The organism is Pseudonocardia sp. HH130630-07 (assembly GCF_001698125.1).
In the GTDB taxonomy this organism is placed as follows: domain Bacteria; phylum Actinomycetota; class Actinomycetes; order Mycobacteriales; family Pseudonocardiaceae; genus Pseudonocardia.
On the sequence record NZ_CP013854.1, the window covers coordinates 4,336,206 to 4,356,183 of the forward strand.

Genomic DNA, 19,978 nt, shown 5'->3' on the forward strand with positions numbered 1-19,978 from the left:
CGGCGCACCGTCCGGACATGCCGAGCAGCCAGCCCGCCGCCGACCGTCCCGCCCTCGCCGGTGACGTGGGCGCGGCGCTGGAGGCGTTCACCGAGCACCTCCGCTACGAGCGCGGCCGGTCCCCGCACACGGTGCGGGCCTACCGCTCCGACCTGACCGACCTGCTCCGCGGCCTGGCGGGACTGGCCGATCTCGATCTCGACCACCTGCGGCGCCGGCTGGCGGCGACGCACGACGCCGGTGCCGGGCGGGCGACGGTCGCCCGGCGGACCGCTGCCGCGCGCACCTTCTGCGCGTGGGCGGTCCGCACCGGCCGGATCGCCGCCGACCCGGCGGCCCGGCTCGGCTCGCCGCGGGCGGCGGCCGAGCTGCCGGAGATCCCGGCCGTGGGGGAGGCCACCGCCGTCCTCGACGCGGCGATCTCCGGCGCGACCGAGGACGATCCCGAGGCGCTGCGCGACCTCGTCGTCCTGGAGCTGTTGTACGGCACGGGGATCCGCGTCGCGGAGCTGTGCGGGCTCGATCTCGGCCGGGTCGACGAGCCCGGCCGGACGCTGCGCGTCCGGGGCAAGGGGGACCGGGAGCGGACGGTGGTCTTCGGCGTCCCCGCCGGCCGGGCCCTGCGCCGCTGGCTGGAGCGGGGCAGGCCGGTGCTCGCCCAGCCCTCCTCGCCGCCCGCGCTGCTGCTCGGTGTCCGGGGCGGGCGTCTCGATCCGCGGGTCGCTCGTACCGTGGTGCACCGCGCGATGCGCGCGGTACCCGGGGTCACCGACGTCGGGCCGCACGGACTCCGGCACGCCGCGGCCACCCACCTCCTCGAGGGTGGCGCCGACCTCCGTTACGTACAGGAGTTGCTCGGTCACGCTACGCTGTCAACGACACAGCTCTACACACACGTGACCGTTGATCGGTTGAAGGTGGTTCATGACCAGGCCCACCCTCGGGCGTGAGGCGTCGATCCCGACGGCTCACCGGCCCGGTCGCTTCGCCGCCGTCCTCGCCTCGGCGCTGGACCGGGGCGTCCCCGGCTCGCTGCCGGCCGACGTTCCGCTGACGGTCACCGAGGAGCCGGTGACGGCGCTGCCCGCGACACCGGAGCCGGGGCCGATGCCGGCACCGGCACCGGCGTTCGCCCCGCGGTCGGTGCCGCGGGCGGCTCCGGCGTTCGCACCGCAGCCGGCCCCGGGACCACAGCCGGCCCCGCGGCCGGCCTCGTCGCCGGCGGTCCGCGTCCGGGCGGTGCCCACGACCACCGAGCCGTGCGATCCGCGGTCGCCGGCGGGCCGCGTCCGCAACGGCCGGATGGCGCTGATCGCTCCGCCGGAGCCGGGCCCGGTGCCGGCACCGGTCGGAGCCGGGGACCGGCTGGCCCGGACCGTGGAGAGCGACGCCCTGCCGCTGTGGCGGGTCTATCTCGCGCGGCGCGATCCGGAGGCCCGGCGCCGGCTCGTGGAACACCACACGCCGCTCGTGCGCGGGGTCGGGGCGAAGCTCGCCGTCCGCCTGCCCCCGTCGGTCGAGCTGGCGGACCTGGTGCAGTCCGGCACGTTCGGTCTCATGGAGGCGATCGACCGGTTCGACCCGGCCCGCGGAGCGCGCTTCGAGGGCTACGCCGGCCGGCGGATCCACGGTGCGATGCTCGACGAGCTGCGCGCGCAGGACTGGGTCCCGCGCACCGTCCGCTCCCGCATCCGGGAGGTCGAACGGGCCCGGGAGGCCGTGCAGACCCGGACCGGCCGGCCGGCGTCGGAGCGGGAACTGGCGCGCGAGCTGGGCGTGGGGCTGCGTGATCTCCGGCAGGCCGGGCGGCCGATGCACCTCGTCAGCACCGACGACCCGGGCGCCGTCGCCGCGGCCGGGCCGGCCGTCCTGGCCGACGACGACGCGGACCCCGTCCTGACCGCCGTCCGCCGGGAGACCGGCGACGAGCTGCGGGCCGCCATCGCGCAGCTCGGTGAGCGTGACCGCACGGTCCTGCGGCTGTACTACCTGGAGGACCGCACGCTCGCCGAGATCGGTGTCCTGCTGGGGGTGACCGAGTCGCGGGTGTGCCAGCTGCACTCCCGGATGATCTCGCGCCTGCGGCTGCGCCTGGAACCGGCGCTCGCCGGCTGAGCGTGCAGGACCGGCCGGGTCCGGACGTGCCGGCTCCTGGCCGGACACGCCGGTGCACGCGGCGCCCCTCCCGGGGGCCCGCGGGCGGTGGACCCGGCGACAGGTTGCGAATTCCGCGCACGGCGGACCACGATCACGTCGATGACCCGACATCCGGGCGGGTGGCGCCCGGCGTTGCCGGGGATGCTCGTCGCGCTCCTCGTGCTGCTCACGTCGTCGTGCGCGGCCGGGCCGGATCCCTGCCACGTCGCCGCCGCGGACGTCGGGACCGCCTCCGGCTGGGTCGGGTACGCCGCGCGGCACCCCGACGACGTCGCGTTCGTCTTCGACGACGGCCGCGGCACCCGGGTCGAGCACCGGGCCGACGAGGTCCAGCCGTTCGCCTCGTCGATCAAGGTCCTCAACCTCGTCCCCTACACCCGCGAGGTGGCGCTCGGCCGGGTCCGGGCGGACGAGCCGGTCCGGCTCGGGGACTGGGAGCGCTGGTCGTCGGCGGGCAGCGAGGAGTCCCATGCGGCGGCGCTCGACGCGCTCGGTATCTCGCGCACCGGGATGCGGGCGAGCGACCAGGGCGCGACGGTGCCGATCGACCGGGTCGCGGACGCCATGAACACGTTCAGCGACAACGCCGCGCCCGACTTCCTCCGGGCCCGGCTCGGCGACCGGGCCCTCGTCGACGCCGCTCGTGACTACGGCTGGGGCGAGGTCGGGGCGCTCCCCACCAACACCGGGTTCCTGATCGGGCAGTTCGTCCCGGAGCTCGTGCCCGCGGGCGCCACCGCGGACGAGCGCCGGCGCCGGGAGCGGGACGCCGCCCGCCGCTTCGCGTCCGATCCCGCGTTCCGCGCCGACGTCGACACTCGCCCGCTTCCGCCGGGCCTCGACGTGGACGCGTACAACGGCAGCGGTCCCGGAGGGACGGCCCGGCAGCTGACGGCGTTGTGGCGCGGGATCGGTGAGGGCCGCCTCCCCGGCGCCGCGCACGCCCGGACGATCACCGAGCGGAGCAGCCGGCCGGGCTTCGTCGGGGTCGGGGCCAAGGGCGGGCTGACCACCGGCGCCGTCGTCAGCCGGGGAACCGAGCTGCGGCGCGCCGACGGCACGGTCGCCACCGGTGTGCTGCTCGTGCGGCGCATGTCCCGCGCCGGAACCGACCGGGCCGCGGCGACCCCGGGCCTCGACGACGTCACCGCCGCGGCTGCCGAGGACCCGCAGGTCGTGCGGCGCTGGAGCTGCGACCTGTTCGGCTGACCCGGCGCCGGTGCGTGTCACGGGGGCCCGTCGGCGCCCCAGGGGAGCAGCCGCAGCCGGGCCGGTCGCAGCAGGACGAGCGGGTCGAGATGGTCGAGGCGGTCCCGGCGGACCCCCCAGTGCAGGCAGGCCGCCACCGGGCACCCCGCGTGCCCGGGCTCCAGCACCCCCAGCGGATCCCCGGCGCCGACCGTCGCGCCGGCCGTGACGACCGCGGAGACCGGTTCGTAGGTGCTGCGCAGGCCGTCGGCGTGATCGACCGAGACGACGCCGCGACCGGCGACGCGGCCCGCGAACGCGATCACCCCGGTGCGCGCGGCGAGCACCGCCTGGCCCGGCGCCCCGGCCAGGTCGGCGCCACGATGTCCGCGGCCGTAGGCGAACGTCGGCCGGCGGAAGGGCTCGGTGACGGCGGGCGCCGGGAGCAGTGGCCACGAGTACTGCGCCCCGGGTGCCGGGATCCCGGCACCCGGAGGCCGCGCCGGCGCCGGGGGCCGCGGCGCCGGGGGAGGTGCCCGGTCCGCGGTACCCGGTGCGTCCCCGGCCGGCGGCGCGCCGACGGGCGGCGGGCCGGTGGGCGGATCCGCGCGCCCCGTACCGGGCGCGAGTACCGCGAGGACGGTCACGAGCACGGCGGCCAGCACGGCGCCGAGGACGGCGCCGTCGCGCGCCCGCCGCCGCCACCACGCACCCCGGGACCCGCTGCCCGGCCCGGCACCCGGTGCTCCCGGCGTCGCCGGGAGGAGGATCGTCGTCACCGGTCCAGCCTGCGCCGCCCGGGCCCGGCCGGTGGGATCGTCTCCCCGGCTGTGGACGTACCCGCCGGTTGTGGACGGCCGGGCCCGTCGGCGGGCTCCGCTGCAGTCGCCCCGGAGGGCCCGGCGTACACTCGTTCCCGCACCACGTCCGTTCGTGGTGACTTCGCGCGCCCGCCTGCCCACGCGCCGTCCCCTCCGGGGTGCGGCGCCGGGACCGGAGGCCGGGCGGTCCCGGCGATCCCGTCGTCACAGCACCACCGACGCGGGAGCGCAGGGTCCGGCCCCGTGACGAGCGCCAGGGCGGTCCACCACCGGTGGTCCCGCAGAACCGCACGCGCGGCCTCACCGCCGCGCCGACACGAGAGGTGAACGCAGGCCATGGCCGTCGTCACCATGAAGCAGCTGCTCGACAGCGGCGTGCACTTCGGGCACCAGACCCGTCGCTGGAACCCGAAGATGAAGCGCTACATCCTCACCGAGCGCAACGGCATCTACATCATCGACCTGCAGCAGACGCTGTCCTACATCGACCGGGCCTACGAGTTCGTGCGCGAGACCGTCGCGCACGGCGGCACGATCATGTTCGTCGGCACCAAGAAGCAGGCGCAGGAGGCCATCGCCGAGGAGGCGAGCCGGGTCAACATGCCGTACGTCAACCAGCGCTGGCTGGGCGGCATGCTCACCAACTTCCAGACCGTGCACCGTCGCCTGCAGCGCCTCAAGGAGCTCGAGGCGATGGAGGAGACCGGCGGGTTCGAGGGTCGCAACAAGCGCGAGATCCTCACGCTGACCCGGGAGAAGGACAAGCTCGCGAAGACCCTCGGCGGTATCCGCGACATGTCCCGGGTCCCGTCCGCCATCTGGATCGTGGACACCAAGAAGGAGCACATCGCCGTCGGCGAGGCCCGGAAGCTCAACATCCCGGTCGTCTCCATCCTGGACACCAACTGCGACCCGGACGAGGTCGACTTCCCGATCCCGGGCAACGACGACGCGATCCGGTCCGCCGCGCTGCTGACCAAGGTCGTCGCCAAGGCCGCCGCCGACGGTCTGGTCGCCCGCGGCCAGCGTCGTGGCGAGGGTGGCGACAGCGGCTCCGGCGAGCAGCCGCTGGCCGAGTGGGAGCAGGACGTGCTGGCCGGCAACGAGGTCGGCTCGGACGGCGCGAGCCTGTCCGCCGCGGGTAGTGACGGCGCCGCCGCCACCGCCGGTGGCGACGGTTCGGCCGCTGCGGCCGCCCCGGCGTCGACCAGCAACGGCACCCAGAACTGATCTGCACGGGGAGGGCCGGCCGCTGCGGTCGGCCCTCCCCGTGACCTGGTGATCCATTCCCGTCACGACCCAGAGGACGAGAGACACCTGATGGCGAACTACACCGCCGCCGACGTCAAGCGGCTCCGGGACCTCACCGGCTCCGGAATGATGGACTGCAAGAAGGCCCTGGAGGAGTCCGAGGGCGACTTCGACAAGGCCGTGGAGCTCCTCCGCATCAAGGGTGCGAAGGACGTGGGCAAGCGCGCCGAGCGCGCCACCGCGAACGGCCTGGTCGTCGCCGAGGGCGGCACCCTGGTCGAGCTCGACTGCGAGACCGACTTCGTCGCGAAGTCCGAGGACTTCATCGCGCTGGCCGAGCGCATCCTGGCCGCTGCCGTCGAGCAGGCCCCGGCCGACCTCGACGCGCTGAGCGCCGCCAAGCTCGACGACAAGACCGTCGGCGAGGCCGTGCAGGAGCTGTCCGCGCGGATCGGCGAGAAGTTCGAGCTGAAGCGCTACGCGCACGTCGACGGCGAGGCCGCCGTCTACCTGCACAAGCGCGCGACCGACCTGCCCCCGCAGATCGGCGTCCTGCTCTCCTACGACGGTGCCGACGCCGAGGCCGCCCGCGGCCTGGCGATGCAGGTCGCCGCCGCCCGCCCGCAGTACCTGACGCGTGAGCAGGTCCCGGCGGACGTCGTGGAGAACGAGAAGAAGATCGCCGAGGCGACCGCCCGCGAGGAGGGCAAGCCCGAGCAGGTCCTGCCGCGGATCGTCGAGGGCCGGGTCAACGGCTACTACAAGGACGTCGTGCTCCTCGAGCAGGCCTCCGTGGTCGACCCGAAGAAGTCCGTCAAGGCCGTCGCCGACGAGGCGGGTCTGACGATCAAGGACTTCGTCCGCTTCGAGGTCGGCCAGAACTGACCCTCGCACCCGGTGTCCGGGCGGTGCGCACGGCGTCGCCCGGGCACGGGGTGAGAGGATCGGTCATCACACCGCGAGTACGACAGGCCGGGGGAACAACCGTGATCGAGGAAACCCTCTTCGACGTCGAGGAGAAGATGGAGAAGGCCGTGGGCGTCGCCCGCGACGACCTCACCGGTGTGCGCACCGGCCGGGCCACTCCGAACATGTTCTCCCGGGTCGTCGTGGACTACTACGGCGCCTTCACCCCGCTGAACCAGCTCGCGTCGGTCTCCGTCCCGGAGGCGCGGATGGCCGTCATCAAGCCGTACGACGCCAGCCAGCTCAAGGCGATGGAGAAGGCGATCGCCGACTCCGACCTCGGCGTCAACCCCTCCAACGACGGCCAGATCATCCGCGTGATCATCCCGCAGCTGTCCGAGGAGCGCCGCCGGGACATGGTCAAGGTCGCCCGGAGCAAGGGCGAGGACGCCCGGGTCGTGATGCGCGCGCTGCGCCGCAAGGCGATGGACGAGCTGCACCGCATCCAGCGTGACGGCGAGGCCGGCGAGGACGAGGTCGCCCGCGCCGAGAAGGAGCTGCAGGGCGTCACGGACCGCTACGTCGCACAGATCGACGAGCTGGTCAAGAACAAGGAAGCCGAGCTCCTCGAGGTCTGACCCGGTGTCCTTCTCCTCCGACGCAGCCGTCCCCGTGACCTCCGACCTGCCCGGCGACGGGCCGGCCGGCGGTTCGGTGACCCCGGAGGGCCCCCGGCTCGTCCGGGGTATGAAGGGCTACAAGCGCTCGCGGCTGGGCCGCAACCTCCTCGCCGCGATCGGCGTCGGGGTCGGGATGGGCGCGGTCATCCTGCTCAGCCTGCTGATCGTGCCGCAGGGCTTCGTCGCGCTGCTCGCGATCTGCACGGGCATCGCGACCTGGGAGCTGGCCGGGGCGCTGCGCCGCGGCGCCGACATCCGGGTCTCGGTGCCGGTGCTGCTCGTCGGCGGGCAGGCGATCGTCTGGGCGTCCTGGCCGTTCGGCCTGCACGGTGTGGCGGTGGCCCTCGGCGCGACCGTGCTGGGCTGCCTGCTGTGGCGGATGCGCGAGGGCGCGGCGCACTTCGTGCGTGACATCAGCGCCTCGCTCTTCGTGGCGCTCTACGTGCCCCTGCTGGTCGCGTTCGCGGTGCAGCTGACCGTCGCCCCCCAGGGCGTGGGCCGGGTCCTCACCTTCCTGCTGTGCGTGATCGCCTCCGACGTCGGCGGCTACGCGGCCGGGGTCGTGGCCGGCCGGCACCCGATGGCGCCGACGATCAGCCCGAAGAAGTCCTGGGAGGGCTTCGCGGGCTCCCAGATCGCCGGGATGATCGCCGGGTCGCTCTGCGTGGCGCTGTTCTTCGGCGAGGCCTGGTACTGGGGCACCCTGGTCGGCGCCCTGCTGGTCGCCACGGCCACCCTCGGAGATCTCGTCGAGTCCCTGGTCAAGCGGGACATCGGCATCAAGGACATGGGCACGCTGCTGCCCGGCCACGGCGGGCTGCTCGACCGGATGGACTCGCTGCTGCCGACCGCGTTCGTCGCGTGGGCGGTGCTCGGGATCGTCGTCCCGGCCGGGTGATGCGCAGCTTCGCCGGGTTCGGCGGGCAGCGCCGCCCCGGCCCGGCCATCCCGAGCCCGAACATCTGGAACTGGCCCGAGGTCTACGAGACCGAGAACCGGGCGCAGGACGCCGACGGCGCCCTCTGGGCCGCGCTGCGCGAGCAGACCGGGGACTGGGACGGCGCCGACGTCGTCGACATCGGCTGCGGCGACGGCTTCCACCTGCCGCACTTCGCCGAGCGGGCGCGCAGTGTCGTCGGCGTCGAGCCGCATCCGCCGCTGGTCGAACGGGCCCGGCGGCGGTGCGCCGGTGACGACCGCATCTCGGTGGTCGCGGCCGGTGCGGAGCGGTTGCCGCTGCCGGACGGCTCGGCCGACCTGGTGCACGCCCGGACGGCGTACTTCTTCGGCCCGGGATGCGAGCCGGGGCTGGCCGAGGCCGAGCGGGTGCTGCGGCCGGGCGGGGTGCTCGCCGTCGTCGACCTGGACTTCACCGCCCGGCCCTACGGGACCTGGCTGCGCGCCGACCTGCCGCGCTACGACCCGCCCGCGGTGGACCGGTTCTTCGCCGCCCACGGGTTCACCCTGCGCCGGGTGCGCTCCACCTGGCGGTTCGCCGAGCGGGCCGACCTCGAAGAGGTGCTGCGCATCGAGTTCTCGGCGCGGACCGCCCGCCGGGCCATCGACGACGTCGCGGGCCTGACCGTCCCGGTCGGCTACCGGCTGCACACCCGAACCCGGGCCGCGGGGCTCGTCCTGCCCTGAGCCCCGCGGCGGGCGGATGCGGTCAGGAGAGGGTGATCGACCCGTCGGCGACGGTCACCGGACGCTGCTGCAGCGGCTCCTGGGCCGGTCCCTGCAGCACGGCGCCGTCGAGACCGAACCGGCTGTTGTGGCAGGGGCAGACGATCTGGCCCTCGGCGATCGAGGCGACCGCACAGCCCTGGTGCGGGCAGACGGCCGACAGCCCGGTGTACTGGCCGGCGGCGGCCTGGGTCACCACGACCTGCTGGTCGGCGTAGATCTTCCCGCCACCGACCGGGACCTCCGACGCCGGGCCGAGCGCGGTGCCGGGTGCGCCCTGCGGGGCGTCCCCGGCCTCCTGCTGACCGCCGGCGTCGTCGGTGGTGCCGCCACCGCCGCAGGCCGCGACCGCACCGACGGCGACGGCTCCGGCGCCGGCGAACGCGGCGCGGCGGCCGAAGGCCGGGCCGCCGCGCGGGGCGGTGGGCTCGGCGTTCTCGGCGTCTGAGGTGGGAACTGTCCGTTCGGGGAGGGTCATCGCGCTCCTCGGGGAGGGCGGGCCACGCGGGCCCGCTGGGTGGTGGTGTCCCGGGTGGGCGTTCGGGGGCCGCACCCGTCGGGCCGGATCGGGACGGATCCCGGCGTCGGCCGCCCCCAGCGTCCCACGATGTCCGATTCGCGGCCGTCGGACTCCCCGGTCGTGCACGGACCGCACCCGATCCGCCACCTGAGCTCCGCAGGACACCGCTCACCGGGCCCGGGGGAGTGGCGGCGAACGGGCGAGCGGTGTCGCTACCGTGGGTGCATGCCGTACACGATGCGCCAACCCTCGCTCGGTGTACCCGCGCCGAGCCTCGAGATCGTGCTCGGACTCCTGGCCTGGACCGTGGGTGCGGGTGGCCTCGGCGGCGGCCTGGCGACCGTCCTCGTCGCGCTCGGGGTGTTCCTCACCGCCTACCTGTGGATCGTCCGGCGCCGCAACGCGGCGACGGCGGTGACCCTGCATCCCGAGCGCAAGCGGCGGATGCAGCGGCTGATCCTGGTCGGGGTCGCCGGGATCGTGCTGCTGCCGACGCTGCTCGCCCTGGTGAGCTGGGGCGAGCTGGCGACGGCGCTGTCCGCGGCCCTGGTCGGCGTCCTGCTGATCCTGGCCTCCACGGTGCTGGAGGAGCGCACCCTGGTCGCCACCGGCGGCCTGGTGCTGCTGCTCGCCGCGTTCGGGGCGTACCTGGCGCTGTCCTACGAGGGGCAGGGCACCGGCTCGTCGCAACCGGTGATCGGGATCGGCGCCGGGCTGGTCCTGTGGATCTCCGCGATGCGCCGGCTCGGCATCCTCCACGATCTCGGCGCGACCCTGTCGCGGCGGTACAACCTGCGCCTGCCCGGAGTGCGCTGAGCGCGGCTGGCACACTGTTGGGTGCCATGTCCAGCCTTCCGCTCGTCTTCGACGCCCCCCGCCGCGGCACGCCGCCCCGCCATCTCGCCGACGTCGCCCCGGCCGACCGTGCCGCCGTCGCGGCCGAACTGGGGCTGCCCCGGTTCCGGGTCGACCAGCTCGCCCGACACTACTTCGGCCGGCTGACCGCCGACCCCGAGGCGATGACCGACCTGAACGCCGACGCACGGGCCAAGCTGGGCGCGCTGCTGCCGGCGCTGGTCACCCCGCTCACCGAGAAGTCCTGTGACGGCGGAGCCACCCGCAAGACGCTGTGGCGCGGCCACGACGGCGTGCTCGCCGAGTCCGTGCTGATGCGCTACCCGGACCGGGCGACGGTCTGCGTCTCCAGCCAGGCCGGGTGCGGCATGGCGTGCCCGTTCTGCGCCACCGGCCAGGGCGGCCTGCAGCGGAACCTGTCCACCGGCGAGATCGTCGACCAGGTGCGGATGGCCGCCGCGGCGGCCCGGGACGGCCTGCTCGACGAGCCGACCCGGCTGTCGAACGTCGTCTTCATGGGGATGGGCGAGCCGCTGGCGAACTACAAGCGGGTGGTGGCCGCCGTCCGCCGGATCACCGACCCGGCACCCGACGGCCTCGGCATCTCCGCGCGCGGGGTCACCGTGTCCACCGTGGGCCTGGTCCCGGCGATCGACCGGCTGCGCGAGGAGGGGATCCCGGTGACCCTGGCGATCTCCCTGCACTGCCCGGACGACGAGCTGCGCGACACCCTGGTCCCGGTGAACAACCGGTGGAAGGTCTCCGAGGTCCTCGACGCCGGGCGCCGCTACGCCACGACGACGGGCCGCCGGCTGTCCATCGAGTACGCGCTGATCCGTGACGTCAACGACCAGCCGTGGCGGGCCGACCTGCTCGGGAAGGTGCTCCGGCAGCGGATCGGCACGTCCCGGGTGCACGTCAACCTCATCCCGCTGAACCCGACCCCGGGCAGCGAGTGGGACGCGTCGCCGAAGCCGGTCGAGGAGGAGTTCGTGCGCCGGGTCCGCGCCGCCGGGGTGGCCTGCACGGTGCGCGACACCCGCGGCCAGGAGATCGACGCCGCCTGCGGCCAGCTCGCCGCCTCGCACTCCGGCTGACCCGCTCCTCCGGCCACCGCCGCCCGGCCGGGCCCGGGGCAGGGGCGGCGGTGGCCCCCTGCCCGGCGGGAGGGCATTCCCGCCGGGCAGCCGGTGTCAGAGCCGGTCGCCCGACTGGGGGTGGAACAGGTGCAGGTTGTCCACCGAGGGGGTGAGCGCGACCCGGTCGCCACGCCGGGCCCCGGACCGCCCGCCGGTGCGGACGACGACCCGGTCCTCGCCGGACCCGACCAGCGACGCGGTCGCCGACAGGTCCCCGGAGGTCTCGGCCAGCGTGCCGTAGAGGTAGGCGTCCGAGCCCAGCTCCTCGACGACGTCGACCCGGGCCGGGATGCCCTCGTGGCCGTCGGCGGCGACGCTCCACTGCTCGGGCCGGATGCCCAGGGTCACCCGGGTGAGCTGGTGGGCGCCGATCGCGGCCCGGACGTCCTGGGGCAGGGCGATCTCGTGCCCGGCCAGGGTGACCCCGCGCTCGGTGACCGCGACGGTGAACAGGTTCATCGCCGGTGAGCCGATGAACCCGGCGACGAACGCGTTCTGCGGCCGGTCGTAGAGGTCGGCGGGGGTGGCGAACTGCTGGAGCTTGCCGTCGGCGAGCAGCGCGACCCGGTCACCCATCGTCATGGCCTCGACCTGGTCGTGGGTGACGTAGACGGTGGTGACACCGAGCCGGCGCTGCAGGGCGGCGATCTCGGTACGGGTCTGCACGCGCATCTTCGCGTCCAGGTTGGACAGCGGCTCGTCCATGAGGAACACCCGGGGCTCGCGGACGATCGCGCGGCCCATCGCGACCCGCTGGCGCTGACCGCCGGACAGGGCGCGCGGCTTGCGGTCGAGGTAGTCGGTCAGCCCGAGGATCTCGGCCGCCTCCTTGACCTTGACGTCGCGCTCGGCCTTGTCCACCCCGGCCATCTTCAGCGGGAACGCCATGTTCTCGCCGACCGTCTTGTTCGGGTAGAGCGCGTAGTTCTGGAACACCATGGCGATGTCGCGGTCGCGGGACGGGACCCCGACCATGTTCTCGCCGTCGATCCGGATGGCGCCGCCGTCGATCTCCTCGAGCCCGGCGAGCATCCGCAGCGCGGTGGACTTCCCGGACCCGGACGGCCCGACGAGCACGACGAACTCGCCGTCCTCCACGGTCAGGTCCAGCCGGTCCACGGCCGGCTTGGCGCCCGGGGTGTAGATCCGGCTCGCCTGGTCGAACACCACGTCAGCCACGGCGGGCCTCCTTCTGCTGGTTGAGCTTGTCGATGTGCTGGCCGGTCGTCCGGGTCACTTGACGGCACCGAAGGACAGGCCCTGCACGAGCTTGTTCTGGGCGATCCAGCCGATCACGACCACGGGCAGCGCGGCGACGGTGGCCGCGGCGCACAGGCTGGCGAAGTACAGGCCCTCGGAGGTGATGAACCCGACCAGGTAGACCGGGACGGTCGCGGCCCGGGACGCGGTGAGGTTCACCGCGAAGAAGAACTCGTTCCAGGCGAAGATCATGCAGATCAGCGACGTGGCGGCGATGCCGGGCGAGATGACCGGCAGGACGACCTCGCGCAGCGACCGCCACAGCGAGGCACCGTCCATGCTCGCGGCCTCCAGGAGCTCCTTCGGGACCTCCTGGAAGAACGAGCGCATCATCCAGACCGCGATCGGCAGGTTCATCGCCGTGTAGAGCACGATCAGGGTCCAGATGTTGTCCAGCGCGCCCATGTAGTTCACGACCACGTAGATCGGGACGATCGCGGCGACGACCGGCAGCATCTTGGTGGAGATGAAGAAGAACAGCACGTCCTGGGTCTTCTTCACCGGCCGCAGCGACAGCGCGAACGCCGCCGGGGTGCCCAGCACCAGTACCAGCACGGTGGACGCGACCGTCGCGAACAGCGAGTTGAGCAGGTAGGGCCCGACGCCGCCGGAGAAGACCTCGGCGAAGTTGTCGAACGTCGGCGCGAAGAACACCGTCGGCGGGATGGTGACGGCCTGGGCCTCGGTCTTGAAGGCCGTCATGACCATCCACAGCACCGGGAAGAAGAACCCGATGCCGACGATCCAGGCCAGCACCGTGAGCAGTGTCCCGGTCGCGCGGCCCTTCGGCCGGGCCGGCGTGACCGGTGCCGCGGTGGCGGCCGTACTGGTGGCCGTGGTGTCGGTGCTCATCAGGCCTCCTCGGCCGCGGAGAAGCTGCGGAAGATCAGCCGCAGGGCCAGCGTCGCGATGATGATCGTCGCCACCACGGTGACCACGCCCATCGCGGCGGACTCACCGATGTCGAAGCCCAGGAACGCGCGCTGGTAGATGTAGAACGGCAGGTTCGCCGACGCCGTCCCGGGCCCGCCCTGGGTCATCATGTAGATCGTGTCGAACGTGTTGACCAGGTAGATCGCGCCGAGGACGACGCCCAGCTCGATGAACCGCTGCAGGTGCGGCAGCGTGACCTCGCGGAACACCGCGAACCCGGTCGCGCCGTCCATCCGGGCGGCCTCGAGGACCTCCTGCGGCTGGGAGCCGAGCCCGGCCAGGATCAGCAGCATCATGAACGGCGTCCACTGCCAGACCAGCGCGATGATCACCGCGGCCCGCGGGAAGGTGGACACCCAGTCGGTCTGACCGGCGCCGAACGGGCCGAGCACGAAGTTGACCAGACCGTAGGTCGGGTCGAACAGCACCGACTTCCAGAGCAGCGCACCGGCGACCGGCGTGATCAGGAACGGCGTGATGATCAGGGTGCGGACGATCCCCCGGCCGACGAACGCCCGGTTGAGCAGCAGCGCGATGGCCAGGCCGATGACCATGGCGATGGCGACGGCGCCCAGCGTCAGCAGGATCGAGTTGAGGGCGACGCCGCGGAACTGCGAGTCGGTGAACACGGTCGCGTAGTTGGTGAACCACACGAACCGCTGGCTACCGGGGTTGACCAGGTTCCAGGACTGCAGCGAGTACCAGATGGTCACCAGGAACGGCAGCTGGGTGACGATGATCGTGAAGATCAGCGCCGGGAGCAGCGGGGCGCGGCGGATCCAGCCGTCCCGCCGGGCGGCCGCGGCGCCGGCGCCGGGCCGGTCCGGCGGCGCCTGTGGTGGGGTCTCGGTCACCGTCACTGGCCCGCTCCTCGCTGCTGGTAGCTCTCACCGACGGTCTGGGCGTACTGCTGGGCCTCTTCCAGCGCCTCGTCGACGGTCTGCTGCCCGGCGATCGCCGCCGAGATCTGCTGGCTGACCCGCGTCCCGAGGTCCTGGAACTCCGGGATCCCGACGAACTGCAGGCCGGTGTAGGGGACCGGGTCCCGGGTGGGACGGTCCTGGTTGGCCGCGTTGATCGCGGCCTGCGTCTGCGGGCCGTAGGCCTGCGACGCCGCGGCGTACTCCGGGATGTCGTAGGTCGACTGCCGGGCACCGGGCGGCACCGATGTCCAGCCGAGGTCCTCGCCCACCATCTTCTGGTAGGGCTTGGAGGTCATCCAGGACAGGAACTTCCAGGTCGCGTCGACCTGCTCCGGCCCCTTCTCGGCGGTCGTCTTCGGGATCGCGAGCGCCCACGAGTAGAGCCAGCCCGAGGACAGCCCGTCGACGCCGGTCGGGGCCGGCGCGTAGCCGACGTTCCCGACGACGTTGGACTCGTCCGGGTTCTCCAGCAGGCCGGCGGCGACGGTGGCGTCGAACCACATCGCGGTGTTGCCCTGGCTGAACTGGTTGCCGCACTCGGAGAAGCCCGAGCCGGCGGCACCGGCCTGGCCGTTCGCGCGGACCGTGTCGACGTAGAAGTTGACCGCCCGCTTGAACTCCGGGGAGGTCAGCTGGGCGTTCCAGTTCTCGTCGAACCAGCGGCCGCCGAAGGAGTTGACCATCGCGTCCACCGGGGCCATGACCTCGCCCCAGCCGGGCTTGCCGCGCAGGCAGATCCCGCCCTGACCCGACGACCGGTCGGTGAGCCGCTCGGCGAAGCCGCGGACCTGGTCCCAGGTCGGGTTCGCCGGCATGGTCAGCCCGGCCTGGGCGAACAGGTCCTTGCGGTACATCAGGAACGCCGACTCGCCGTAGAACGGCACGGAGTACATGTTCCCGTCCGGCCCCGACAGCGCGTTGCGGATGCTGGGGGTGAAGTCGTCCTGGTCGTAGCCCGGGGTCCCGGCCATCAGCGGGTCGAGATCGACCAGCCAGCCGTTCTTCGCCCACTGCGGGGTCTCGTAGTTGGAGATCATCACCGCGTCGAACTCGTCACCACCGGTGGCGACCGAGGCGGTGATCTTCGCGCGGGCCTCGTTCTCCGAGAGGGAGACGAACCGGAGCTTGATGCCCGGGTTCTCCGCCTCGAAGCGCGGGCTCAGCTCGATCGCGTCCTCCATCTGCGGGTTGGACACGATGGCGATGGTCACGATCCGTGCCCCGGCGGGGAGGCCGAGCGTTCCGGCCCCGGCACAGCCGGAGAGCACGAGTGCGACGACGGCGAGTACCGCGGTGAGGACGATCGGACGTCGCCGGCGTGCACCCGGGCGCCCCGATCGTTCCGTCGCGGTACGCGCCGGCGGCCGCGGCGCGGCGGTCGACCCGCCGGGTCCCGATCGGTGCAGCCGTCTGTTCACGAGCGCCCCTCGTCGTTGAGAATCATGCCGGCCCGGAGTGTGATCCAGCGCACCCTCGTCCGGCGGTCGGTCGTACGATATTAGCCACGCAACCGCTTGCGCAACCGCTTGCGTGTAAGCTGTGCTCGTTCCGTGACAAGGAGGTGCGCGATCGCGACCATGGCCGAGGTCGCCCGGCTCGCCGGGGTGTCCACCGCGACCGTCTCCCACGTCCTGAACGGGACCCGCAAGGTGCGCGAGCACACCCGCCGCCAGGTGCTCGCCGCGATGGCCGAGGTCGACTACGCGCCGAACGCCGCAGCCCGGTCGCTGGCCACGGCCCGCACCCGCACGGTCGGGCTCGCCCTGTCCGCGATCTCCAACCCGTACCTGGGCGAGCTGCTGCGAGGCGTGGAGGACGAGGCGGCCGCGGCCGACTACACCCTGGTCCTCACCGACCCGCACGACGATCCCGGCACCGAGGCGACCGCGGTCACCCGGCTGCGGAGCCGGGTCGACGGGCTGCTGCTCGCCGCGTCCGCCGACTCCGCAGCCACCCTCGACGCGCTGACCGGGCAGGGCGTGCCGACGGTGCTCGTCGACCGGATGGTCGGCAGCGGCTACGACGAGGTCGGCGCGGAGAACGTCGAGCCGGTGGCCGGGCTCGTCACCCACCTCGCCGAGGCCGGACACACCCGGATCGGGTTCGTCGCGGGCCAGCCCGGCCTGGCGACCACCGTCGAGCGTCTGGAGGGCTACCGGACCGGGCTGCGGCGGGCCGGCCTGGACTGGTCGCTGGTCGTCGACGGCCGGTCCGAGGCGGAACCGGCCCGGCACGCCGTGCGGACCCTGCTGGGCGGCGCCGACCGTCCCGACGCCCTGATCACCGGTAACAACGCGATGACCATCGGTGCGGTGCAGGCGGCGCACGACGTCGGCCTCGACGTCCCCGGCGGTGTCGCGCTGGCGGCGTTCGACGACTTCCCGTGGGCCGACGCGTTCAGCCCGCGCCTGACCGTGGTCGCCCAGCCGTTCGCCGAGATCGGCCGGGAAGCGGTCCGGCTGCTGCTGCGGCGGATGGCCGAGCCCGACGCGGCGCCGCGCTCGGTACGGCTGCCGACGACGTTCGTGCACCGGGACTCCTGCGGCTGCCGGTGATCGCGGGGAGTGGAACGGAACCGACTGCGGACGTCCGTCCCGCTCCACAGATCGTGATCGTCAGCCGCGGCCCGCGAGCACCTCGCCCAGGTCGAAGCTCACCGGGCGTTCCAGCTGGGCGTAGGTGCACGACTCGGGGGTGCGGTCCGGGCGCCAGCGCACGAACTGGGTGGTGTGCCGGAACCGGGCGCCCTCCATGTAGTCGTAGCGCACCTCCACGACCCGCTCCGGGCGCAGCGGGACGAACGACAGGTCCTTGCCGGCGTTCCAGCGGCTGGTCTCGGACTTGCGCGGGGTGCGCTCGCCCTCGAGCTGCTTCGCCCAGGCCCACGGGTGGTCGTCGAAGTCGGTGACCAGCGGGGCCAGCTCCGTCATGAGCTCGCGACGGCGCGCCATCGGGAACGCCCCGACCACGCCGACCGAGACCAGCACCCCGCGCTCGTCGTGCAGGCCGAGCAGCAGCGAGCCGACGGCATCCGGCCCGGACTTGTGCACCCGGTAGCCGGCGAGCACGCAGTCCGCGGTGCGCTCGTGCTTGATCTTGGTCAGGACGCGCTTGTCCGGCTGGTAGGTCCCGGCCGGGTCCTTCGCGATGAGGCCGTCCAGGCCGGCGCCCTCGAACCGCTCGAACCACCGGCGGGCCACCGCCGGGTCGCCGGTGATCGGGGTGACGTGCACCGGGTCGCCCGCGTCGGCGAGCGCGGACTCCAGCAGCTCCCGGCGCTGCGCGAACGGGCGCGCGGTCAGGTCGTCGTCGTCGAGGGCGAGCAGGTCGAACGCCACGAACGAGGCCGGGGTCTCGGTCGACAGCAGCGTCACCCGGCTGGCGGCGGGATGGATCCGCTGCTGCAGCGCCTCGAAGTCGAGCCGGTTCTGCGCCCGGTCCGCGACGACGATCTCGCCGTCGACGACCGACCGCTCCGGAAGGTGGGCGCGGACCGCCTCGACGACCTCGGGGAAGTAGCGGGTCATCGGCCGCTCGTTGCGGGAGCCGATCTCGACCTCGTCGCCGTCGCGGAACACGATCGCCCGGAAGCCGTCCCACTTGGGTTCGTAGAGCCGGTCGTCGGGGATCGCGGGTGCCGGCTTGGCCAGCATCGGTTTCACCGGGGGCATCACGGGCAGGTCCACGGCGGTCAGTCTCCTCCCGGCGGGCCCGCGCGGCGCGGCAGCTCGCCCGGTCGGTGGACCGGCGCCGGACCGGGAACTCATCGGCCGGGGCCGGCCTGCTTGACTCGGGGCATGGCCCGCCTGCCCGGTCCGGCGGAGCTCGATGCCGCCCGGGACCGCACGATCCCCGACGTCCTGCCCGCCGACGGCGACCCGCCGCTGCGGGTGCTGTTCTGCGGGATCAACCCGGGCCTGGTCTCGGCGGCGACCGGGCACCACTTCGCGCGCCCCGGCAACCGGTTCTGGCCGGTGCTGCACGACTCCGGTCTCGTCGGCCGGCTGCTGCGCCCGGACGAGCAGGGCGAGCTGCGCGCGCAGGGCCTCGGCATCACGAACATGGCGCCCCGCGCGACGGCGCGCGCCGACGAGCTGACCGACGACGAGATCGTCCGTGGCGGCGAGCGGTTGCGGGCCCTGGTGGCCCGGCTGCGGCCGTACTGGCTGGCGGTGGTGGGGATCGGCGCCTACCGGACGGCGTTCGCGCGCCGGGACGCCGTGGTCGGGGAGCAGCCGGAGCGGCTCGGCACGACCGGGGTGTGGGTGCTGCCGAATCCCTCGGGGCTGAACGCGCACTGGTCCCGGGAGGCGATGGCCGCGGAGTTCGCGCGGCTCCGGGCGCGCTGCGCCGATCCGGCCTGAGACCGTCCCCGGTCGTCCGGGGGCCGTCGCGGGTGACCGGACGGCTCAGGCGCGGTCGAGGTCGGGCAGGTCCGGCGGGGGAGCGCCGTCCCGGGCGTCCCGGTCGGCCCACTCCAGCAGCGGCCGGGGGTCGAACACCGCCTCGTCGATCCCGGCGTGCAGGTCGCCCAGCTCGGCGAACCGCGCCGGGACGGTCGCGATGGTGAAGTCGGCGGGCGTGCAGTCGTCGATCTCGTCCCAGCGCACCGGGGCCGAGACCCGCGCGTCCGGCGTGCCGCGGACCGAGTAGGCGCAGGCGATGGTGTGGTCGCGGGCGTTCTGGTTGTAGTCGACGAAGATCTTCGCCGGGTCCCGGTCCTTGCGCCACCAGTTCAGGTCGACCCGGTCGCAGCGGCGGCCGACCTCGCGGGCGAAGGCGTGCGCGGCACGGCGCACGTCGGCGAACCCGTGCTCCGGGGGGATCCGCACGTAGACGTGCAGCCCGGACCCGCCGGAGGTCTTCGGGAAGCCGGTCGCACCGAGCTCGTCGAGCACCTCGTGCACGACCCCGGCGACCCGGCGGACGTCCGGCCACGACGCGTCGGGCATCGGATCGAGATCGATCCGCCACTCGTCGGGGGACTCGACGTCGGCGGCGCGGGAGTTCCAGGGGTGGAACTCGACGGTGGACATCTGCACCGCCCAGACGACGTCGGCGACGTGCCCGACGCACAGCTCGTCGGCGGTGCGGCCCCAGCGCGGGAAGTGCACGCGCACCGTGCGGACCCAGTCCGGCGCCCCGCGCGGCAGGCGCTTCTGGTGCACCTTCTCGCCGGTCACGCCGGTGGGGAAGCGGTGCAGCATGCACGGCCGGTCGCGCAGTGCCCGCACGACGCCGTCGCCGACCGCGGTGTAGTACGCGGCCAGGTCCCGCTTGGTCTCCCCGCGCTCCGGGAAGTACACCCGGTCCGGGCTGGACAGCCGGACCACGCGGTCGCCGATCGTCAGCTCGACCGGCTCGCCCGCGCTCCCGGCCACGGTGGGACCGCCCGGCTCAGCGGCGCCAGCTGCGGCGCTTGTAGATCGGGTAGGCCACGGCCCCGACCAGGCAGACGGCCGCCGGGAAGGCCATGTAGAAGAACTCGGTCCAGCTGAGCGGGTGCCCGATCATGAACAGCAGCAGCACGACGCCGGTGACGGCCGCGGCGATCGGCAGGCCCTTGGAGAAGTTCTGGTGCCAGCCCCAGTCGACCGAGGGCTCGGCGTCCGGGTCGACGCCGGACCGGACCGCGACCTCGCGTGCGTTGCTCGCCACGTGC

At 73.8% G+C, this 19,978-nt stretch carries 21 protein-coding genes; 12 read left to right on the top strand and 9 right to left on the bottom strand.

The window, feature by feature from the left end; translation table 11 throughout:
* Positions 1–17 precede the first annotated feature (17 nt).
* From AFB00_RS20540 to AFB00_RS20550, 3 genes are all read left to right on the top strand, one after another.
* The gene (locus AFB00_RS20540) at positions 18–950 is read left to right on the top strand and encodes a tyrosine recombinase XerC (RefSeq protein WP_068798548.1); all 933 of its coding nucleotides are present in this window, start codon (positions 18–20) and stop codon (positions 948–950) included.
* Positions 925–2,115, top strand: coding sequence for a FliA/WhiG family RNA polymerase sigma factor (locus tag AFB00_RS20545; RefSeq protein WP_231974002.1), 1,191 nt, complete (start codon positions 925–927; stop codon positions 2,113–2,115). Before AFB00_RS20540 ends, AFB00_RS20545 begins: the two co-directional genes overlap by 26 nt.
* Positions 2,116–2,256: 141 nt before the next feature.
* Positions 2,257–3,366 (top strand): serine hydrolase, encoded by a 1,110-nt coding sequence (locus AFB00_RS20550; RefSeq protein WP_083275700.1) that lies wholly within the window; start codon positions 2,257–2,259, stop codon positions 3,364–3,366.
* Between the two features lie 17 nt (positions 3,367–3,383).
* On the opposite strand, the gene AFB00_RS35035 is transcribed toward AFB00_RS20550, so the two are convergent.
* Positions 3,384–4,124: a M23 family metallopeptidase gene (locus tag AFB00_RS35035; RefSeq protein WP_231974003.1), complete on the bottom strand. Its 741-nt coding sequence runs from the start codon at positions 4,122–4,124 to the stop codon at positions 3,384–3,386.
* Positions 4,125–4,502: 378 nt separating this feature from the next.
* Between AFB00_RS35035 and rpsB the strand changes: the two genes are divergently transcribed.
* The 5 genes from rpsB to AFB00_RS20580 all read left to right on the top strand — a co-directional run bounded on the left by rpsB (position 4,503) and on the right by AFB00_RS20580 (position 8,647).
* Entirely contained in the window at positions 4,503–5,396 is an 894-nt protein-coding gene (gene rpsB, locus AFB00_RS20560) for a 30S ribosomal protein S2 (RefSeq protein ID WP_068798550.1), read from the top strand.
* 90 nt (positions 5,397–5,486) lie between these two features.
* Positions 5,487–6,302 carry a translation elongation factor Ts gene (gene tsf, locus AFB00_RS20565; protein ID WP_068798551.1) on the top strand — a complete coding sequence of 272 codons (816 nt, stop codon included), beginning with the start codon at positions 5,487–5,489 and terminating at the stop codon, positions 6,300–6,302.
* Between the two features lie 101 nt (positions 6,303–6,403).
* Complete coding sequence (frr, locus tag AFB00_RS20570) at positions 6,404–6,961, top strand: ribosome recycling factor (RefSeq protein WP_068798552.1); 558 nt, start codon at positions 6,404–6,406, stop codon at positions 6,959–6,961.
* Positions 6,962–6,965: 4 nt separating this feature from the next.
* On the top strand, positions 6,966–7,901 hold the full coding sequence (locus AFB00_RS20575) for a phosphatidate cytidylyltransferase (protein WP_083275701.1): 936 nt from the start codon (positions 6,966–6,968) through the stop codon (positions 7,899–7,901).
* A complete protein-coding gene (locus tag AFB00_RS20580; protein WP_068800504.1) occupies positions 7,901–8,647 on the top strand; it encodes a class I SAM-dependent methyltransferase in 747 nt (248 codons plus the stop codon). Before AFB00_RS20575 ends, AFB00_RS20580 begins: the two co-directional genes overlap by 1 nt.
* A gap of 22 nt (positions 8,648–8,669) precedes the next feature.
* On the opposite strand, the gene AFB00_RS20585 is transcribed toward AFB00_RS20580, so the two are convergent.
* Positions 8,670–9,164, bottom strand: a complete 495-nt coding sequence (locus AFB00_RS20585; protein WP_068798553.1) for a Rieske (2Fe-2S) protein — start codon at positions 9,162–9,164, stop codon at positions 8,670–8,672.
* 267 nt (positions 9,165–9,431) lie between these two features.
* Between AFB00_RS20585 and AFB00_RS20590 the strand changes: the two genes are divergently transcribed.
* Together AFB00_RS20590 and rlmN are read left to right on the top strand one after the other, a co-directional pair.
* Positions 9,432–10,022: a hypothetical protein gene (locus AFB00_RS20590; RefSeq protein ID WP_068798554.1), complete on the top strand. Its 591-nt coding sequence runs from the start codon at positions 9,432–9,434 to the stop codon at positions 10,020–10,022.
* Positions 10,023–10,048: 26 nt separating this feature from the next.
* Positions 10,049–11,158 (top strand): 23S rRNA (adenine(2503)-C(2))-methyltransferase RlmN, encoded by a 1,110-nt coding sequence (gene rlmN, locus AFB00_RS20595; RefSeq protein WP_068798555.1) that lies wholly within the window; start codon positions 10,049–10,051, stop codon positions 11,156–11,158.
* Between the two features lie 96 nt (positions 11,159–11,254).
* Here rlmN and AFB00_RS20600 read toward each other — a convergent pair whose 3' ends face one another.
* From AFB00_RS20600 to AFB00_RS20615, 4 genes are read right to left on the bottom strand one after another with little or no spacing between them, the layout of a single operon-like run.
* Positions 11,255–12,379, bottom strand: coding sequence for an ABC transporter ATP-binding protein (locus AFB00_RS20600; RefSeq protein WP_068798556.1), 1,125 nt, complete (start codon positions 12,377–12,379; stop codon positions 11,255–11,257).
* A gap of 54 nt (positions 12,380–12,433) precedes the next feature.
* Positions 12,434–13,312 carry a carbohydrate ABC transporter permease gene (locus AFB00_RS20605; protein WP_068798557.1) on the bottom strand — a complete coding sequence of 293 codons (879 nt, stop codon included), beginning with the start codon at positions 13,310–13,312 and terminating at the stop codon, positions 12,434–12,436.
* Positions 13,312–14,253, bottom strand: a complete 942-nt coding sequence (locus AFB00_RS20610; RefSeq protein WP_442965820.1) for a carbohydrate ABC transporter permease — start codon at positions 14,251–14,253, stop codon at positions 13,312–13,314. Before AFB00_RS20610 ends, AFB00_RS20605 begins: the two co-directional genes overlap by 1 nt.
* Positions 14,250–15,512: an ABC transporter substrate-binding protein gene (locus tag AFB00_RS20615; RefSeq protein WP_335726540.1), complete on the bottom strand. Its 1,263-nt coding sequence runs from the start codon at positions 15,510–15,512 to the stop codon at positions 14,250–14,252. The genes AFB00_RS20610 and AFB00_RS20615 overlap by 4 nt, the downstream gene beginning before the upstream one ends.
* Positions 15,513–15,893: 381 nt before the next feature.
* Between AFB00_RS20615 and AFB00_RS20620 the strand changes: the two genes are divergently transcribed.
* Positions 15,894–16,871: a LacI family DNA-binding transcriptional regulator gene (locus AFB00_RS20620; RefSeq protein WP_197519606.1), complete on the top strand. Its 978-nt coding sequence runs from the start codon at positions 15,894–15,896 to the stop codon at positions 16,869–16,871.
* A 60-nt stretch (positions 16,872–16,931) separates the two neighbouring features.
* Here the strand turns inward: AFB00_RS20620 and AFB00_RS20625 are convergent, their stop codons facing one another.
* The gene (locus AFB00_RS20625) at positions 16,932–18,002 is read right to left on the bottom strand and encodes an ATP-dependent DNA ligase (RefSeq protein ID WP_068798558.1); all 1,071 of its coding nucleotides are present in this window, start codon (positions 18,000–18,002) and stop codon (positions 16,932–16,934) included.
* 111 nt (positions 18,003–18,113) lie between these two features.
* Between AFB00_RS20625 and mug the strand changes: the two genes are divergently transcribed.
* The gene (gene mug / locus AFB00_RS20630) at positions 18,114–18,680 is read left to right on the top strand and encodes a G/U mismatch-specific DNA glycosylase (RefSeq protein ID WP_068798559.1); all 567 of its coding nucleotides are present in this window, start codon (positions 18,114–18,116) and stop codon (positions 18,678–18,680) included.
* Between the two features lie 45 nt (positions 18,681–18,725).
* Here mug and ligD read toward each other — a convergent pair whose 3' ends face one another.
* On the bottom strand, positions 18,726–19,697 hold the full coding sequence (gene ligD / locus AFB00_RS20635) for a non-homologous end-joining DNA ligase (protein ID WP_068798560.1): 972 nt from the start codon (positions 19,695–19,697) through the stop codon (positions 18,726–18,728).
* Between the two features lie 16 nt (positions 19,698–19,713).
* The gene (locus AFB00_RS34190; RefSeq protein WP_068800509.1) at positions 19,714–19,974 is read right to left on the bottom strand and encodes a DUF2631 domain-containing protein; all 261 of its coding nucleotides are present in this window, start codon (positions 19,972–19,974) and stop codon (positions 19,714–19,716) included.
* Between the last annotated feature and the right edge of the window lie 4 nt (positions 19,975–19,978).

Bases quoted from the DNA above. Each gene is read 5' to 3' on its own strand.
- AFB00_RS20540 (WP_068798548.1), top strand. From the start codon at position 18: ATGCCGAGCAGCCAGCCCGCCGCCGACCGTCCCGCCCTCGCCGGTGAC.
- AFB00_RS20545 (WP_231974002.1), top strand. From the start codon at position 925: ATGACCAGGCCCACCCTCGGGCGTGAGGCGTCGATCCCGACGGCTCAC.
- AFB00_RS20550 (WP_083275700.1), top strand. From the start codon at position 2,257: ATGACCCGACATCCGGGCGGGTGGCGCCCGGCGTTGCCGGGGATGCTC.
- rpsB (WP_068798550.1), top strand. From the start codon at position 4,503: ATGGCCGTCGTCACCATGAAGCAGCTGCTCGACAGCGGCGTGCACTTC.
- tsf (WP_068798551.1), top strand. From the start codon at position 5,487: ATGGCGAACTACACCGCCGCCGACGTCAAGCGGCTCCGGGACCTCACC.
- AFB00_RS20580 (WP_068800504.1), top strand. From the start codon at position 7,901: ATGCGCAGCTTCGCCGGGTTCGGCGGGCAGCGCCGCCCCGGCCCGGCC.
- AFB00_RS20585 (WP_068798553.1), bottom strand. From the start codon at position 9,164: ATGACCCTCCCCGAACGGACAGTTCCCACCTCAGACGCCGAGAACGCC.
- AFB00_RS20590 (WP_068798554.1), top strand. From the start codon at position 9,432: ATGCCGTACACGATGCGCCAACCCTCGCTCGGTGTACCCGCGCCGAGC.
- rlmN (WP_068798555.1), top strand. From the start codon at position 10,049: ATGTCCAGCCTTCCGCTCGTCTTCGACGCCCCCCGCCGCGGCACGCCG.
- AFB00_RS20605 (WP_068798557.1), bottom strand. From the start codon at position 13,312: ATGAGCACCGACACCACGGCCACCAGTACGGCCGCCACCGCGGCACCG.
- AFB00_RS20620 (WP_197519606.1), top strand. From the start codon at position 15,894: ATGGCCGAGGTCGCCCGGCTCGCCGGGGTGTCCACCGCGACCGTCTCC.
- mug (WP_068798559.1), top strand. From the start codon at position 18,114: ATGGCCCGCCTGCCCGGTCCGGCGGAGCTCGATGCCGCCCGGGACCGC.